General features: G+C 47.0%; 9 protein-coding genes, 15 tRNA genes and 2 rRNA genes. 24 read left to right on the forward strand and 2 right to left on the reverse strand.

Features of this window, described 5'->3' with window-relative positions; genetic code table 11:
- Positions 1 to 2 precede the first annotated feature (2 nt).
- The 21 genes from ACXHJ2_RS02440 to ACXHJ2_RS02540 all read left to right on the forward strand — a co-directional run bounded on the left by ACXHJ2_RS02440 (position 3) and on the right by ACXHJ2_RS02540 (position 11,526).
- Complete coding sequence (locus ACXHJ2_RS02440) at positions 3 to 1,406, forward strand: DUF4097 family beta strand repeat-containing protein (protein ID WP_165082479.1); 1,404 nt, start codon at positions 3 to 5, stop codon at positions 1,404 to 1,406.
- A 108-nt stretch (positions 1,407 to 1,514) separates the two neighbouring features.
- Entirely contained in the window at positions 1,515 to 1,946 is a 432-nt protein-coding gene (locus ACXHJ2_RS02445) for a Fur family transcriptional regulator (protein WP_165082477.1), read from the forward strand.
- A 186-nt stretch (positions 1,947 to 2,132) separates the two neighbouring features.
- Positions 2,133 to 3,851, forward strand: coding sequence for a glycosyl hydrolase family 18 protein (locus tag ACXHJ2_RS02450; RefSeq protein WP_165082475.1), 1,719 nt, complete (start codon positions 2,133 to 2,135; stop codon positions 3,849 to 3,851).
- A 56-nt stretch (positions 3,852 to 3,907) separates the two neighbouring features.
- Positions 3,908 to 4,843, forward strand: a complete 936-nt coding sequence (locus tag ACXHJ2_RS02455; RefSeq protein ID WP_165082473.1) for a nucleotidyltransferase-like protein — start codon at positions 3,908 to 3,910, stop codon at positions 4,841 to 4,843.
- 452 nt (positions 4,844 to 5,295) lie between these two features.
- Positions 5,296 to 6,849 (forward strand): 16S ribosomal RNA (locus ACXHJ2_RS02460).
- 274 nt (positions 6,850 to 7,123) lie between these two features.
- Positions 7,124 to 10,053: ribosomal RNA gene (locus ACXHJ2_RS02465) — 23S ribosomal RNA — on the forward strand.
- Together the 16S and 23S rRNA genes with 15 tRNA genes alongside form the textbook arrangement of a ribosomal RNA operon.
- A 66-nt stretch (positions 10,054 to 10,119) precedes the next feature.
- A tRNA-Asn gene (locus ACXHJ2_RS02470) sits at positions 10,120 to 10,195 on the forward strand.
- A gap of 3 nt (positions 10,196 to 10,198) precedes the next feature.
- Positions 10,199 to 10,290: transfer RNA gene (locus ACXHJ2_RS02475), tRNA-Ser, on the forward strand.
- 17 nt (positions 10,291 to 10,307) lie between these two features.
- A tRNA-Glu gene (locus ACXHJ2_RS02480) sits at positions 10,308 to 10,379 on the forward strand.
- Positions 10,380 to 10,448: 69 nt separating this feature from the next.
- Positions 10,449 to 10,524 (forward strand) — tRNA-Val (locus tag ACXHJ2_RS02485).
- 25 nt (positions 10,525 to 10,549) lie between these two features.
- Positions 10,550 to 10,626, forward strand: a tRNA-Met gene (locus ACXHJ2_RS02490).
- A 15-nt stretch (positions 10,627 to 10,641) separates the two neighbouring features.
- Positions 10,642 to 10,718, forward strand: a tRNA-Asp gene (locus ACXHJ2_RS02495).
- 37 nt (positions 10,719 to 10,755) lie between these two features.
- Positions 10,756 to 10,828 (forward strand) — tRNA-Phe (locus ACXHJ2_RS02500).
- Between the two features lie 22 nt (positions 10,829 to 10,850).
- Positions 10,851 to 10,926, forward strand: a tRNA-Thr gene (locus ACXHJ2_RS02505).
- A 4-nt stretch (positions 10,927 to 10,930) separates the two neighbouring features.
- Positions 10,931 to 11,016 (forward strand) — tRNA-Tyr (locus ACXHJ2_RS02510).
- 7 nt (positions 11,017 to 11,023) lie between these two features.
- Positions 11,024 to 11,097, forward strand: a tRNA-Trp gene (locus tag ACXHJ2_RS02515).
- A gap of 18 nt (positions 11,098 to 11,115) precedes the next feature.
- Positions 11,116 to 11,188, forward strand: a tRNA-His gene (locus ACXHJ2_RS02520).
- Between the two features lie 9 nt (positions 11,189 to 11,197).
- Positions 11,198 to 11,272 (forward strand) — tRNA-Gln (locus ACXHJ2_RS02525).
- A 6-nt stretch (positions 11,273 to 11,278) separates the two neighbouring features.
- Positions 11,279 to 11,350: transfer RNA gene (locus tag ACXHJ2_RS02530), tRNA-Gly, on the forward strand.
- Positions 11,351 to 11,361: 11 nt separating this feature from the next.
- Positions 11,362 to 11,436 (forward strand) — tRNA-Cys (locus tag ACXHJ2_RS02535).
- A gap of 11 nt (positions 11,437 to 11,447) precedes the next feature.
- Positions 11,448 to 11,526: transfer RNA gene (locus ACXHJ2_RS02540), tRNA-Leu, on the forward strand.
- Between the two features lie 359 nt (positions 11,527 to 11,885).
- On the opposite strand, the gene ACXHJ2_RS02545 is transcribed toward ACXHJ2_RS02540, so the two are convergent.
- Positions 11,886 to 12,206 (reverse strand): site-specific integrase, encoded by a 321-nt coding sequence (locus ACXHJ2_RS02545; protein WP_238791129.1) that lies wholly within the window; start codon positions 12,204 to 12,206, stop codon positions 11,886 to 11,888.
- 762 nt (positions 12,207 to 12,968) lie between these two features.
- Complete coding sequence (locus ACXHJ2_RS02550; RefSeq protein ID WP_274597496.1) at positions 12,969 to 13,100, reverse strand: hypothetical protein; 132 nt, start codon at positions 13,098 to 13,100, stop codon at positions 12,969 to 12,971.
- Positions 13,101 to 13,367: 267 nt separating this feature from the next.
- Between ACXHJ2_RS02550 and ACXHJ2_RS02555 the strand changes: the two genes are divergently transcribed.
- From ACXHJ2_RS02555 to sufD, 3 genes are read left to right on the forward strand one after another with little or no spacing between them, the layout of a single operon-like run.
- On the forward strand, positions 13,368 to 13,889 hold the full coding sequence (locus ACXHJ2_RS02555; protein ID WP_165083766.1) for a MarR family transcriptional regulator: 522 nt from the start codon (positions 13,368 to 13,370) through the stop codon (positions 13,887 to 13,889).
- Positions 13,870 to 14,646, forward strand: coding sequence for a Fe-S cluster assembly ATPase SufC (gene sufC / locus ACXHJ2_RS02560; protein WP_165083764.1), 777 nt, complete (start codon positions 13,870 to 13,872; stop codon positions 14,644 to 14,646). Before ACXHJ2_RS02555 ends, sufC begins: the two co-directional genes overlap by 20 nt.
- Before the next feature lie 47 nt (positions 14,647 to 14,693).
- Positions 14,694 to 15,977, forward strand: coding sequence for a Fe-S cluster assembly protein SufD (gene sufD / locus ACXHJ2_RS02565; protein WP_165083772.1), 1,284 nt, complete (start codon positions 14,694 to 14,696; stop codon positions 15,975 to 15,977).
- Positions 15,978 to 15,984: the final 7 nt, after the last annotated feature.

Consider the following 15,984-nt stretch of genomic DNA (forward strand, 5'->3'; position numbering starts at 1 on the left):
GCGTGCACCGCAAAATAAGAGTCGGCCGCTACACCTCTTCGCTTCTGTTGATGGCTGTAGGCATTTTGCTGATTGTAGATGTGCTTCAGAACAAGGAATATATGCTTCAGCTCCTTGTGTGGTGGCCTGTAATTTTTGTACTTTGGGGACTGGAGTATCTGATTTTTTTTGGTGTGTATTATCGCAAAGAGGGCAAGCCTGACAACGGACGACGTTTTAGACCTGACTTAAAGGGGATTCTGTCCGCTTTGGTAGTGGCTGCTTCGGTTTTTATCGTGACCCAGCAAAACCATTATATGTACCTGTGGAACCGGGTTAGTCTCAATCTGACATCGGCCTCTATGGATTTTAGCCAGGCTAAAGAGAATCGGTATGATATGGGCGGTGTGCTGGTACCGGTAACTATGCAAACGTCCGATTTAGTAGTTGATTCAGTGAATGGAGATATAACACTGATCAGACGGCCGGTATCCAATATAGAGGTACGTGGGACTCTATGGGTGGATCAAGCGCCTGCTGCCGAAGCGGACAAGATTGCTCAAGCTTCTTCACTGACTTCTACCGACGGCAAGACCATCCAGATTCGTCCAGAGGTACAGTCATACGGAGCATCAAGTAAACGTCAGCCTCGTATGAACATATTGATCACCGTACCAGAGGATCGGCGGTTCAACATGCAGATTAGAACCTCCAACGGGAATATTACCTTGAATGGAGTAGACGCTATCGACAGCATCCGGCTTGAGAGTGGTAATGGGAATCTCACAGTTAATGACGCTATCGGTAATGTCAAAGGAGGCACCCTGAACGGTCAGATTAGATTGCATCGGATTTCCGGAGATGTGGATGTACGCACGAACCGTGGCGATATGCAGGCAGGGGATATTGAAGGTGCCTTGTCACTCCACACTATGGTAGGTGACATTCAGGTCGCTCGTTCGGAAGGGGATATTACCGTCGATACTCAAAATGGTGACATGAATGTGCTGAATTCTACAGCCAAGCTGAATGCAAATTCGCTTAATGGCGCTATCAAAGTGCATAGCGAGCAGGTAGGTGGAGATTGGAAAATATACAGTGCTGTCGGTGATATCGTATTGGATCTTCCATCGAATGGAGATTTTCAGTTAGAGGGTTCAAGCAGTTATGGTAATCTTCAGTCTGATTTTCCGTTTAAAATAGACAGTAAAAGCATTTCAGGCCAAAACGGAGATGGCAGATATGTGATTAGCGTAGAGGGTAACAGCAATTTAACCATTAAAAAGTTGCTGATGCCGTCGTTACCTGACTTGGATGATTCTGGGGGATCGACTGTGCCTGATGCAACTGGAATTTCTCCAGATGAGACTAAAGTTCCTGTGAACGATACTTCTATAGGAACATCCAGGGACAATACGGCGCGTTGACAAGAATCTTGAGTAGACCGTACAATGTGAATAGCTTTAGAAGTGAATTGTAAATAGATGCGTGGTAATTGATAGGATTGCAAGTAAGGGATAAGGCGGTGGACATATATGGCAGCACGCGTCCAGCATGCTTTGGAACTTCTGAAGAAGACAGGTGTACGCATAACACCCCAGCGCCATGCCATATTAAACTATTTAATGGAATCTATGGGGCATCCGACTGCAGATGAAATATATCGTGCGCTTGAGTCCAAGTTTCCAAGTATGAGTGTGGCTACGGTTTATAATAACTTAAAGATGTTTATAGAAGCGGGTATGGTACATGAGTTGACCTATGGAGATAACGCCAGTCGTTATGATGCCAATATTTCGGAGCACTATCACATCATTTGCGAAATATGCGGAAAGATTGAAGATTTCAGTTATCCGTATTTGGCAGATGTGGAACGCCATGCCGCGTTGGAAACTGGCTTCGAGGTGCATGGACATCGTATGGAGTTACACGGAGTATGCAAGGCTTGTAGTAACAAACAATCGTAACGAAACAAGGAATAGAAGTTTTTTGTGCGGTATGTATATATTGTAATGGATTGGAAACGTGAGGAATTCCCCATAAGTGGGGATTTACCGCGTTTTTTTGTTTGAATCACTTTGTTTTTTGTTTCAAGTAATCTGTTAAAGTTACAAAATACAGAAATCAAAATTTCTTACAATGGAGGTTCCATATTGGCCAGAAATTATTCCAGACGCCGCCGTAAACGTTCTCGATTCAAAGGAGCGGCAAGCCTGCTATTAATCGCAGCGATTATATGTGCAATTACTGTCGTATGGTACGGTAATCCTCTTCACGAGAAACCCGATTGGCAGGGGAGTGTCCGACCTATTTTTATGAAGGGCAAGTTAACCGGATATGAAGCTCAAAGCTCCGGTAAGAACATGCTGATGCCGCTTAAATTGATACAAGGTCAAATAGACCCTACAATTCGTTATGAGGATGACAGCCAAACCGTCATTATGGCAACGAGACAAAGCTTGCTCCATATGAATGTTTCAAAGACACAAGGCGAACTGAATGGTAAAACATATACGTCTAGCGCTGCTCCTCAGATAATCAGTGGAGAGGTGTATGTCCCCATTGAGGCTGTACGTGAAGTATATGGTATATCCATCCACGAAGACCCTGTAACAGGTGCCGTCATTCTGATGAAAGCCGGAGAGAAGGTCAGGCTAGGTGGTGTAGAAAAGAAAGATGGGCAACAGGATGCTAGGATAGCTTTGCGTAAAGAAGCCTCTAGTCTATCCTTTATTTTGGCAGATGTATCACAGCAGACGAAAGTACGCATCTGGTCTCAACAGGGCGATTGGTATTTTGTGCAGTTAGACAATGGTTATGCAGGATACATTAAGTCAGACTGTATCTCTGAAGGAGAAGAACTTGTGATACCTTCGGTTAAGGACGATTTGTCAATCTCGGAGAAGCATTGGCAGGGTAAACCTGTGAATCTCGCTTGGGAAGCCGTCTATAATCGTAGGCCGGATCCTTCCAAATTTGATCCTATGCCTGGAGTAAATGTGGTGAGCCCTACATGGTTCAGCGTCGTTGATCATGAGGGTACTGTAGAAAGCAAGGCGGACCCTGCATATGTCAGCTGGGCACATCGTAAGGGAATAGAGGTATGGGGCTTGTTGAGCAACAGCTTTAATCCCGAATTAACAACAGAGGCACTATCTACCTTTGAACGTCGAAAGTCGATTGTAGATCAGATGATTTCACTTGCCCAAGAAAATGATCTGGACGGTATTAATATTGACTTTGAAAATGTTCATACAAAGGATGGTCCCAATGTCACCCAATTTTTACGGGAACTTAAACCGATGGCTCGGGAACATGATTTGATACTGTCCATTGATGTTACTCCTAAATCTCAAAGTGAGATGTGGTCTGCCTTCTTGGATCGGAAATCATTGGGCGCGATTACTGATTATCTCATGGTAATGGCGTATGATGAGCATTGGGCAGCTAGTCCAAAAGCCGGTTCGGTCGCCTCGTTGCCATGGACAGAAACGTCAATTAAGCGCATTCTTCAGGAAGACGTAGTGCCGCCTCAAAAAGTGATTTTAGGTATTCCGTTATATACTCGTGTTTGGTCCGAGACTCCCAAAGAAGGGAAGATTAAGGTCACCTCCAAATCAATTGGTATGGAGTCAGCGGCGGAAATCGTAGCCCAATTTAAGTTGAAACCCAAATTTAGAGCTTCCGAAGGTCAGAATTATGTGGAGTATACCGAAGACGGTGTGGTCAAAAAGATTTGGCTAGAGGATCAGATATCCCTGAAAGCAAGAGTAGAACTTGCCCAATCACTGAACTTGGGTGGAATTGGTGTGTGGAGTCGAAGCTTTGCAGATAAAAACGCTTGGATAACACTGAAAGAAATAATTAAATAAGATAAAAATTTATACAATTGAAGAAGGAAGTCTCTTATTTATGTAGAAATGATCACATGTATCCAAATATCCAATTTAGCGGTTATAGCCGCCTTGCAGGTATGGAGGATGAAGTGCAGCTAACCAAATTAAACCTGATGCATGATGAATTGTTGCAGGAAGATTCAATAGGTGTTATTTCGTACAGAAAGCCAGGAGAATATTTTCATGGTTCAATGTTGTACGACTTTGATGAACTCATTCTAATTATTGGAGAAGGCCGGGAGCCAGTTCGATCTATTCAACACTTATATATTAATGGATTAAAATGCCAAGTGTTGTACACAACGCTTAGTTGTCTGAAGGGTTGGATTATCGCAGGTGAACAAGCCAACATTATAGATTATGTTCTAGAAGGTCGTATTGTCTGGGAACGGGATGACAGGGTGCGTCTTTTAAGGCAGGAAATTATTGAATTTGACGATCCACTGCGGGAGCAGAAGCGATTTCATGAGTTCTCGCGCTTTCTGGTCAATTACGTTCAAGGTAAGAAAGCAGTGCGAGAAGGGCGAATCATTGACGCTTATCAAAGTGTCCTGAAGGCACTGGATCATTGGGCGTCTATTGAACTCATTGAACGTGGGATTTATCCGAAGGTTCACTTATGGGTTCAGATGCAGCCGCTGGATCGAACAATTGAGAAGCTGTATAACGAGCTCACATTAAGTACGGAGACTCTGGAGCAACGGGTTGAACTGGTACTGCTTGCTTGTGAATTTTCAGTCATGTCAAAAATGGAGAACTGCTCCTCTCCGCTATTCCGTATATTAGGCAGCAGACGGGAACCTTGGTCTATAGATGAACTTATGAATCATCCTGAGTTAAAAAATCTACAATTAGATCTTACCGTCGTGCTCCGTAAACTGGTTTATCGTTCACTTATTAGAGAATCAGCCATCGGTGAATTTAGGGATCGCGGACAAAATCGTGAACTGCGCTACTCCCTTCTTTGATGAGCGGAGGTTAATTAATCAGGAAGAAAGGTCGATAAACGATCTATTCTTCCTTTTTTCTTGCGCGATTTAGAATTTACAGGAAATGAAAATAAACAAATGATTATTTTAGCTTGACGAGTATGTAAAATATGTGCTAAGTTATAACTCGCCCCATTAAGCAACATGAATAATTTAGAACTGTCTAAAGCAGGATAAAAGGTGTTGCATCAAGCAAGAAAATAAATTTTAAAAAAATGCTTGACGAAAAATGAGGTTGTGTGTTACATTATTTAAGTCGCTGCTGAGACGCGGTGGTGAAACAAAGTAAGAAAGAATGAAGTTTTGATCTTTGAAAACTGAACAACGAGTGAGTAAATTGATTTTGTTCGCAAAATCAACAATGAGATATTTTATCTCGTCAGTTTCAAAATGAGCTAATCGCTCTTTCTATAACCAACTTCGTTTGGTCTTTAATGGAGAGTTTGATCCTGGCTCAGGACGAACGCTGGCGGCGTGCCTAATACATGCAAGTCGAGCGGGGTTATTTAGAAGCTTGCTTCTACATAACCTAGCGGCGGACGGGTGAGTAACACGTAGGCAACCTGCCCACAAGACAGGGATAACTACCGGAAACGGTAGCTAATACCCGATACATCCTTTTCCTGCATGGGATAAGGAGGAAAGGCGGAGCAATCTGTCACTTGTGGATGGGCCTGCGGCGCATTAGCTAGTTGGTGGGGTAATGGCCTACCAAGGCGACGATGCGTAGCCGACCTGAGAGGGTGATCGGCCACACTGGGACTGAGACACGGCCCAGACTCCTACGGGAGGCAGCAGTAGGGAATCTTCCGCAATGGGCGAAAGCCTGACGGAGCAACGCCGCGTGAGTGATGAAGGTTTTCGGATCGTAAAGCTCTGTTGCCAGGGAAGAACGTCTTGTAGAGTAACTGCTACAAGAGTGACGGTACCTGAGAAGAAAGCCCCGGCTAACTACGTGCCAGCAGCCGCGGTAATACGTAGGGGGCAAGCGTTGTCCGGAATTATTGGGCGTAAAGCGCGCGCAGGCGGCTCTTTAAGTCTGGTGTTTAATCCCGAGGCTCAACTTCGGGTCGCACTGGAAACTGGGGAGCTTGAGTGCAGAAGAGGAGAGTGGAATTCCACGTGTAGCGGTGAAATGCGTAGAGATGTGGAGGAACACCAGTGGCGAAGGCGACTCTCTGGGCTGTAACTGACGCTGAGGCGCGAAAGCGTGGGGAGCAAACAGGATTAGATACCCTGGTAGTCCACGCCGTAAACGATGAATGCTAGGTGTTAGGGGTTTCGATACCCTTGGTGCCGAAGTTAACACATTAAGCATTCCGCCTGGGGAGTACGGTCGCAAGACTGAAACTCAAAGGAATTGACGGGGACCCGCACAAGCAGTGGAGTATGTGGTTTAATTCGAAGCAACGCGAAGAACCTTACCAGGTCTTGACATCCCTCTGACCGGTCTAGAGATAGACCTTTCCTTCGGGACAGAGGAGACAGGTGGTGCATGGTTGTCGTCAGCTCGTGTCGTGAGATGTTGGGTTAAGTCCCGCAACGAGCGCAACCCTTATGCTTAGTTGCCAGCAGGTCAAGCTGGGCACTCTAAGCAGACTGCCGGTGACAAACCGGAGGAAGGTGGGGATGACGTCAAATCATCATGCCCCTTATGACCTGGGCTACACACGTACTACAATGGCCGGTACAACGGGAAGCGAAGCCGCGAGGTGGAGCCAATCCTAGAAAAGCCGGTCTCAGTTCGGATTGTAGGCTGCAACTCGCCTACATGAAGTCGGAATTGCTAGTAATCGCGGATCAGCATGCCGCGGTGAATACGTTCCCGGGTCTTGTACACACCGCCCGTCACACCACGAGAGTTTACAACACCCGAAGTCGGTGAGGTAACCGCAAGGAGCCAGCCGCCGAAGGTGGGGTAGATGATTGGGGTGAAGTCGTAACAAGGTAGCCGTATCGGAAGGTGCGGCTGGATCACCTCCTTTCTATGGAGAATCGTTTCCTGCAATGGAAACATTCAAATATGAAGCGTAAGCTTCAAACTTACTCACTCGTTGCTCAGTTTTGAGAGTTCAAACTCTCGAATTGCACCTTGAAAACTGGATACCGAAACGAAATTGCGTTTTAGAATATTCCTTTAAGCTGATCTTGTGTAAACAAGTGAAATAAAGGTAGCAGATAAGGGAAGATATTTTGCTTATAGCAAAAATCATTTTCTTATTGAACATCGACATTTTCTTTCTGCGAAAGAAAAGTCTAGGTTAAGCTACAAAGAGCACACGGAGGATGCCTAGGCGCCAGGAGCCGACGAAGGACGTGGCGAACAACGATAAAGCCTCGGGGAGCTGTAAGCAAGCTTTGATCCGGGGATGTCCGAATGGGGAAACCCGGCTGTCTTCATCGACAGTCACTACTCACTGAATTCATAGGTGAGTGAGAGGCAGACCAGGGGAACTGAAACATCTAAGTACCCTGAGGAAGAGAAAACAATAGTGATTCCGTCAGTAGCGGCGAGCGAACGCGGATTAGCCCAAACCAAGGAGCTTGCTCCTTGGGGTTGTGGGACGTCTCACATGGAGTTACAAAGGAACCGGTTAGATGAAGAGGTCTGGAAAGGCCCGCCAGAGAAGGTAAAAGCCCTGTAATTCAAAACTTGTTCCCTCCGAGACGGATCCCGAGTAGTGCGGGGCACGTGAAACCCCGTATGAATCCGGCAGGACCATCTGCCAAGGCTAAATACTCCCTGGCGACCGATAGTGAAGCAGTACCGTGAGGGAAAGGTGAAAAGCACCCCGGAAGGGGAGTGAAATAGATCCTGAAACCGTGTGCTTACAAGAAGTCAGAGCCCGATCTAGGGGTGATGGCGTGCCTTTTGTAGAATGAACCGGCGAGTTACGTTCCCGTGCAAGGTTAAGGTGAAGAGCTGAAGCCGCAGCGAAAGCGAGTCTGAATAGGGCGAATGAGTACGTGGACGTAGACCCGAAACCGGGTGATCTACCCCTGTCCAGGGTGAAGGTGCGGTAACACGCACTGGAGGCCCGAACCCACGCATGTTGAAAAATGCGGGGATGAGGTGGGGGTAGCGGAGAAATTCCAATCGAACCCGGAGATAGCTGGTTCTCCCCGAAATAGCTTTAGGGCTAGCCTCGGAAAGAAGAATCGTGGAGGTAGAGCACTGATTGGGTGCGGGGCCCGCAAGGGTTACCAAGCTCAGTCAAACTCCGAATGCCATAGATTTAGTTCCGGGAGTCAGACAGTGAGTGCTAAGATCCATTGTCGAAAGGGAAACAGCCCAGACCATCAGCTAAGGTCCCCAAGTGTGTGTTAAGTGGGAAAGGATGTGGAGTTGCACAGACAACCAGGATGTTGGCTTAGAAGCAGCCACCATTGAAAGAGTGCGTAATAGCTCACTGGTCGAGTGACTCTGCGCCGAAAATGTAACGGGGCTAAACACACCACCGAAGCTATGGCTTGATGCATTTGCATCAGGGGTAGGGGAGCGTTGAATGCGGGTTGAAGGTGTACCGGAAGGAGCGCTGGACTGCATTCAAGTGAGAATGCCGGTATGAGTAACGAAAAGATCTGTGAGAATCAGATCCGCCGAAAGCCTAAGGGTTCCTGAGGAAGGTTCGTCCGCTCAGGGTAAGTCGGGACCTAAGGCGAGGCCGATAGGCGTAGTCGAAGGACAACAGGTAGAAATTCCTGTACCACCGTAATCCGTTATGAGCAATGGGGTGACGCAGTAGGGTAGTGACGCGGACTGATGGATGTCCGTCTAAGCAGTGAGGCTGATGTGTAGGCAAATCCGCACATCGTTAAGGCTGGGCTGTGATGGGGAGCGAAAATTATAGTAGCGAAGGTCATGATCTCAGACTGCCAAGAAAAGCCTCTAGCCAGGAGAAGGTGCCCGTACCGCAAACCGACACAGGTAGGCGAGAAGAGAATTCTAAGGCGCGCGGAAGAACTCTCGTTAAGGAACTCGGCAAAATGACCCCGTAACTTCGGGAGAAGGGGTGCCTCGGTAGGGTGAATAGCCCGAGGGGGCCGCAGTGAAAAGGCCCAAGCGACTGTTTAGCAAAAACACAGGTCTGTGCGAAGCCGCAAGGCGAAGTATACGGGCTGACGCCTGCCCGGTGCTGGAAGGTTAAGGGGAGTGGTAAGCTCGCAAGAGCGAAGCTATGAACCGAAGCCCCAGTAAACGGCGGCCGTAACTATAACGGTCCTAAGGTAGCGAAATTCCTTGTCAGGTAAATTCTGACCCGCACGAATGGCGTAACGACTTGGGCGCTGTCTCAACGAGAGATCCGGTGAAATTTTAATACCTGTGAAGATGCAGGTTACCCGCGACAAGACGGAAAGACCCCATGGAGCTTTACTGCAGCTTGATATTGAATTTGGGTACGATCTGTACAGGATAGGTGGGAGCCGTAGAACTTTGAGCGCCAGCTTGAGGGGAGGCATCCTTGGGATACCACCCTGATCGTATCTAGGTTCTAACTTGGTACCGTGATCCGGTACGAGGACAGTGTCAGGTGGGCAGTTTGACTGGGGCGGTCGCCTCCTAAAGAGTAACGGAGGCGCCCCAAGGTTCCCTCAGAATGGTTGGAAATCATTCGAAGAGTGCAAAGGCAGAAGGGAGCTTGACTGCGAGACCTACAAGTCGAGCAGGGACGAAAGTCGGGCTTAGTGATCCGGTGGTACCGCATGGAAGGGCCATCGCTCAACGGATAAAAGCTACCCTGGGGATAACAGGCTTATCTCCCCCAAGAGTCCACATCGACGGGGAGGTTTGGCACCTCGATGTCGGCTCATCGCATCCTGGGGCTGAAGTAGGTCCCAAGGGTTGGGCTGTTCGCCCATTAAAGCGGTACGCGAGCTGGGTTCAGAACGTCGTGAGACAGTTCGGTCCCTATCTGTCGTGGGCGTAGGAAATTTGAGAGGAGCTGTCCTTAGTACGAGAGGACCGGGATGGACGTACCGCTGGTGTACCAGTTGTTCCGCCAGGAGCACCGCTGGGTAGCTATGTACGGAAGGGATAAGCGCTGAAAGCATCTAAGCGTGAAGCCCCCCTCAAGATGAGATTTCCCAATTAGTAAGACCCCTTGAAGACGACGAGGTAGATAGGTTGGGGGTGGAAGTGCAGCAATGCATGGAGCTGACCAATACTAATCGGTCGAGGGCTTATCCTAAAGATAAGACGCAAGGAAGTTTCGGATCCAGTTTTCAAGGTGTAACCTTGAAACAAGTGTTAATGTTCCCTGATAGCTCAGTTGGTAGAGCACTCGACTGTTAATCGAGTTGTCACAGGTTCGAGTCCTGTTCGGGGAGCCATATGGAGAGGTGTCCGAGTTGGCCGAAGGAGCACGATTGGAAATCGTGTAGGCGCCAAAAGCGTCTCGAGGGTTCGAATCCCTCTCTCTCCGCCAGAATTATTCTATAGCATGGCCCGTTGGTCAAGGGGTTAAGACACCTCCCTTTCACGGAGGTAACAGGGGTTCGAATCCCCTACGGGTCATAAAAAAAAAAAAAAAAAAAGTTGCATTAAAAAGTTTGTTATGGTATAATACGAGAAGTGTTCCGTTGGGGAGGCTTAGCTCAGCTGGGAGAGCATCTGCCTTACAAGCAGAGGGTCGGGGGTTCGATCCCCTCAGCCTCCACCATTTTAAAATAAATACTTATTACTGTCGCGGGGTGGAGCAGTTCGGTAGCTCGTCGGGCTCATAACCCGAAGGTCGCAGGTTCAAATCCTGCCCCCGCAACCAATTTAAATTTATTATGGAACTGTGGTGTAGAGGCCTAACATGCCTGCCTGTCACGCAGGAGATCGCGGGTTCGAATCCCGTCAGTTCCGCCATTATTAATGTATTAATTGATAAAGGGTCTTATTGTAAGGCTCGGTAGCTCAGTCGGTAGAGCAGAGGACTGAAAATCCTCGTGTCGGCGGTTCGATTCCGTCCCGAGCCACTTTTAATTGAATAGTTTTTGTGCCGGTGTAGCTCAATTGGTAGAGCAACTGACTTGTAATCAGTAGGTTGGGGGTTCAAGTCCTCTCGCCGGCACCATTTTGGAGGATTAGCGAAGTGGCCAAACGCATCAGACTGTAAATCTGCTCCCTTACGGGTTCGGTGGTTCGAATCCATCATCCTCCACCAGTTTTATAGGGGCATAGTTTAAAGGTAGAACAACGGTCTCCAAAACCGTTGGTGTGGGTTCAATTCCTGCTGCCCCTGCCAATTACTTCTTTTCCTGTGGCGGTCGTGGCGAAGTGGTTAACGCACCGGACTGTGACTCCGGCATTCGTGGGTTCAAGCCCCATCGGCCGCCCTTTCTTATTGGGGATTAGCCAAGCGGTAAGGCAACGGACTTTGACTCCGTCATGCATAGGTTCAAATCCTATATCCCCAGCCATCTTATGCGGACGTGGCTCAGCGGTAGAGCATCGCCTTGCCAAGGCGAGGGTCGCGGGTTCGATTCCCGTCGTCCGCTTTTTATACTCTGGCGCCATAGCCAAGTGGTAAGGCAAAGCTCTGCAAAAGCTTTATTCCCCAGTTCAAATCTGGGTGGCGCCTCCATAATTAAATATGCCGGCGTGGCGGAATGGCAGACGCGCTCGACTCAAAATCGAGTGGGAAACCGTGGAGGTTCGAGTCCTCTCGCCGGTATTAACTAAAAGAGTTCATTAGAGACATTCTCTAGTGAGCTTTTTTATTTGAGCTTTAGTACCCCACTCATTGTTTGAGCTGAATGAGTTGTATTCCATATGCGAATAAATATTTGCCGTTGTTGGATAATCGCTGTGGCCTAACCATTCCTGAACTTCTTTCATGCTTACCCCTAATACATCTATATAAATATACTCCAGGTATTCAAGACAATAAGAATTGTCAGAAGATAAGCGATAGAATTCCTGTTATTCCTTCATACGAATCAGAAGCTCATAGAACGTGTCCATCAGTAGCAGTATATGGCGACTGGCTTTATTCTTGGTTCGGTCCTTTTCAAGTTCAATATATCTACTATTCTAACTGCCCGATGTGGCGGTATGTTTAATATTAATAGTCCAATTCAATAAATCAATAGCCGTCCATTTTAATCCTAGGACCTCGCTTCGGCTTAGCCCATAAAAGGCAGCCAGGATAACGGAAAGGTCAATTCTTTCGCCTCGGATTACTGCGAGGAGTTGATTCAGCTCCTCGGCATTGTAGAAGCTCACGACGTAATTGTTCTTTTTTGGGCTTTCAACTAAGTCAGGGAGATTCGCCACAATCAGCTTTATTTTCATGGCATACTGAAGGGCTGCAAATGTTCGCGTGATAATGAATAACGGTATTGGCGCTGACACCTTGCACATTCATTTCATGGGTATACAAGTTCTGAAAATCCTCTGTAGTTAAATCATCAAGCAATACATCCCTTTCTCTCGGAAAAAGGATCTACGTGGCCTTTTACAGTGTCGGAATAGGAGATATAGGAGATAAGCCCGATGCTGTTTTTCATCATCTCTAGCCATCGAAGCATAAAGTCTGCGAACAGCCTTTTGCTATTAACGAATGGAGTAGCTGCTTTTACTCTTACGCATATCTTCGTTTTCAACCGCGAGTGCTTGTCCTTCCATATGATAATTCTTCCTGGCTTCCTGAAGCAAGATTTCGGTTCTTTTCTTGGTTCCTTTTATCTTAAGCCCCGTAGGGATCCATTTTGGTTATCGTTTACCATTCTCATCTTTACAGTTAGGCGGATGTCCCGTTGTGCTTTCTCCTCTTCCAACAACCCCAGAGGGTGAACCCGATCCTTTTTCAAATACCGGTTGAGCTTCGGAATGGATTTGCTACAAAAGTGGTAGCTGAATCCGCCGATGGATTGCTTTAGCGCCCAGAAGGTGTTTGATTTTGAAGCGGACGGTATAAAGTTCGATGATCTAGATCGCCTCCAGTGTCAGATCGGTGCTGGCTAGAATGGAGCATCGCCTGTTAGGATTCACCAGCAAAAACCATAGTTTTTGCTATACTCTTTGACCCCATAACATATCCAGACACAGGTAACTGATGGATTATTCATTGACATACATGCTCACGATAGCGTACTCAAACGCGGCGATACGGCTTTAAAACAGCTCGGCCAAGCACCACCTTTGTCCTCTTTTTACGATAGCGACCCCGGTCTGTGGCAGGTGTACCAGGACGTTCAATAGGCCACGGTTACCAGAACCATCCGGGTGCTGCCGAATGGGTTCCATTGATCAATCCTCGCAAAGCAGGATTGATCAGAGGTATTCAAGACCATTTCTGGGACGTGCCCTAGTCAAAAAACAGCATAAGGCCGATGACCATGACAACAAACCCATGAAAAACGCCTCCAAAATTGCGTCACATTTAACACAATTGATATTGATTATCAATATCAATTGTGTTAATATGATTTTGTTTACTAGTGAACAAAATATAATCTAATGGTGACACTGAACTTGATCTGCAACTACTACAAGAGAGGGGAGATTGGGAAATTGGAGTTTCAAAATCATTTTAAAGGTCATCTTTACGAGCAATATATTAAAATGCTACATCTGAATGAGCTGTATACTGAACAAGAAATTAACTCGTTTCGGCAACAGGCCAGAAAGTACCAGATTGACATGCTCTCCAACAATATTACTAGTGTACACGTTATTGATTGCATTGGTGATTATGAACCGATAAATCATACCGGGATTGTGGAGAAGATGGGGTTGTCCAAAGCTAGCATTACTAAAATTAGTGCAAAGCTGCTGGAAATGGGCTTCATTATGAGAAGTCGACTGAACAGCAATCGTAAGGAGATTTACTTTAGTTTAACGGATAAGGGAAGACATGTTTATCATTTGCATAAAAAACTGCACAAAGAAAAAGAAGAAAGGTTTTACCAATTCATTGAATCCTATTCAGAGGTTGAGCTGCAGACTATTGGAAAATTTATGAGTGATTTGGTGGCGCGTGCCGAAGAATACTCCGAAGGGAAGTTTACGATAAATGACGACATTAAAGATTGAGAAATTAAGATCCAAGATTGAAGGGAAAGAAATTTTAAAAGGGCTCACACTGGAGATTCATGGCGGAGAGATTCATGCGATTATGGGGCCTAATGGGACAGGAAAAAGTACATTGGCTTCAGCTCTAATGGGCCATCCCAAATATGAGGTTACTGGCGGTAAGGTGACATTGGACAATGAAGACCTTCTGGAGATGGAGGTGGATGAGCGTGCCCAGGCAGGCTTGTTCCTCGCTATGCAATACCCAAGTGAAATTGCTGGCGTGACCAACTCGGATTTTCTCAGAACTGCCATCAATGCACGGCGTGAAGAAGGCGATGAGATATCCTTAATACGTTTTATCCGTGAAATGGAGAGCAAAATGAAGGGGCTGGAGATGAACCCGGAATTTATGCATCGTTATTTGAATGAGGGATTCTCTGGCGGTGAAAAAAAGCGGAATGAGATTTTGCAAATGATGCTGCTTGAACCCAAGTTTGTGATCCTGGATGAAGTGGACTCAGGGCTTGATATTGATGCACTGCGTATTGTGGCCAATGGCGTAAATGAGATGCGCAGCCCAGATAGAGGCTTTTTAATCATCACCCATTATCAACGACTGTTGAATTATATTACCCCGGATTTTGTGCATGTCATGATGCAAGGCCGGATAGTTAAATCTGGCGGTCCGGAGCTTGCCCACCGTTTGGAGGCTGAAGGGTACGATTGGGTGAAGGAGGAACTTGGGATTACGGATGAGACGGTAAGGGAAGCTTAAAAGCCGGAAAGGAGGAACAGCACGTGGATATACAAGCTAGAGCTTCAATGAATGTAAACGATTTACGCGCATGGTCAAGCGCTAAGGATGAACCTCGTTGGCTGATTGAACGCCGCGTTCACGCACTCGAACTGGCAGGGACGCTGGAGTTGCCTAAAGTGGAGAAAATCAATCTTGAAAAATGGGATATCTACGAAAGTGGAGATTACAAAGCTGAGAATGCGTGGTCTAGTTTGGAGGAAGCGCCGGAGGTTGTTCGAGGTTTGGTTGCTTCTCCGGTGAAAGGTGGACTAATCGTTCAGTTCAACTCGGATGTAGTGTATACGAAATTGTCCGAGAGCTTAGCCGCCCAGGGAGTCATTTTAACGGATTTGCATACTGCGGCAAATGAGCACGAGGAGCTGGTTCAACGTTATCTCTTTCAGGCAGTGAAGCCAGAAGAACATCGTTTATCTGCTGCACACAGTGCCTTATGGAGTGGTGGCGTTTTTCTATATGTCCCAGACGGTGTAGAGGTTGAAGCACCTATTCAAGCGATCTTTATTAACGATACAAGCGGTGTGTGTTTTGCTCCTCACGTCTTAATTGTGGCAGGGAGCAACAGCAAGATTACTTATGTGGATAATTGTGTATCGAGTCGTGATGATGTCAAGGTATTGCATAACGGTGTGACGGAGGTCTTCGCGGGGGCGGGCTCAAAGGTGCAAGTAGCTTCGGTTCATCAGCTTGCTGCAACTACAACAGATTTCACCCAGCGACGGGCGGTCGTCCTTGCTGATGGGGGTGTGGAATGGATTATCGGTGAGATGAACAATGGTTATACCGCCAGCGATACCAAGACTTTGCTACAAGGCAACGGGGCGGTCTCCGACAATAAGGTGATTGCTATTGGCACGGGCAATCAAAAATCGAGCTATACAACTCAAGCTCAGCATTTTGGCAGAAGCTCGGTAAGCCAGATGATTACGCGTGCAGTCATGCTTGAAGAAGCTACGGCCATTATCAACGGCATTACAAAGATTGAAAAAGGTGCAACCCATTGTGATGGTCAGCAAACAGAACGCGTGCTTATGCTAAGTCCTAAAGCTCGCGGCGATGCCAATCCGATCCTGCTGATAGATGAGGATGATGTAACCGCGGGGCATGCTGCATCCGTGGGGCAAGTAAATGCAGAGCAAATCTATTATCTGATGTCGCGCGGGATATCACGGAGTGAAGCCGAACATCTTGTTATTTTTGGATTTCTCGCTCCTGTCATTTCGGAGATCCCGCTGGAAGGTGTTCGCAGTCGCCTAAAAGATTTAGTGGAAAGCAAACTCGGCAGATCATAGCAAATCA

This window comes from Paenibacillus sp. ALE3, assembly GCF_054113405.1.

Coding starts and splice junctions, on each gene's coding strand:
- ACXHJ2_RS02455 (WP_165082473.1), top strand. CDS start 3,908: ATGTATCCAAATATCCAATTTAGCGGTTATAGCCGCCTTGCAGGTATG.
- ACXHJ2_RS02550 (WP_274597496.1), bottom strand. CDS start 13,100: ATGGAACCCATTCGGCAGCACCCGGATGGTTCTGGTAACCGTGGCCTA.
- sufC (WP_165083764.1), top strand. CDS start 13,870: ATGACGACATTAAAGATTGAGAAATTAAGATCCAAGATTGAAGGGAAA.
- ACXHJ2_RS02445 (WP_165082477.1), top strand. CDS start 1,515: ATGGCAGCACGCGTCCAGCATGCTTTGGAACTTCTGAAGAAGACAGGT.
- sufD (WP_165083772.1), top strand. CDS start 14,694: ATGAATGTAAACGATTTACGCGCATGGTCAAGCGCTAAGGATGAACCT.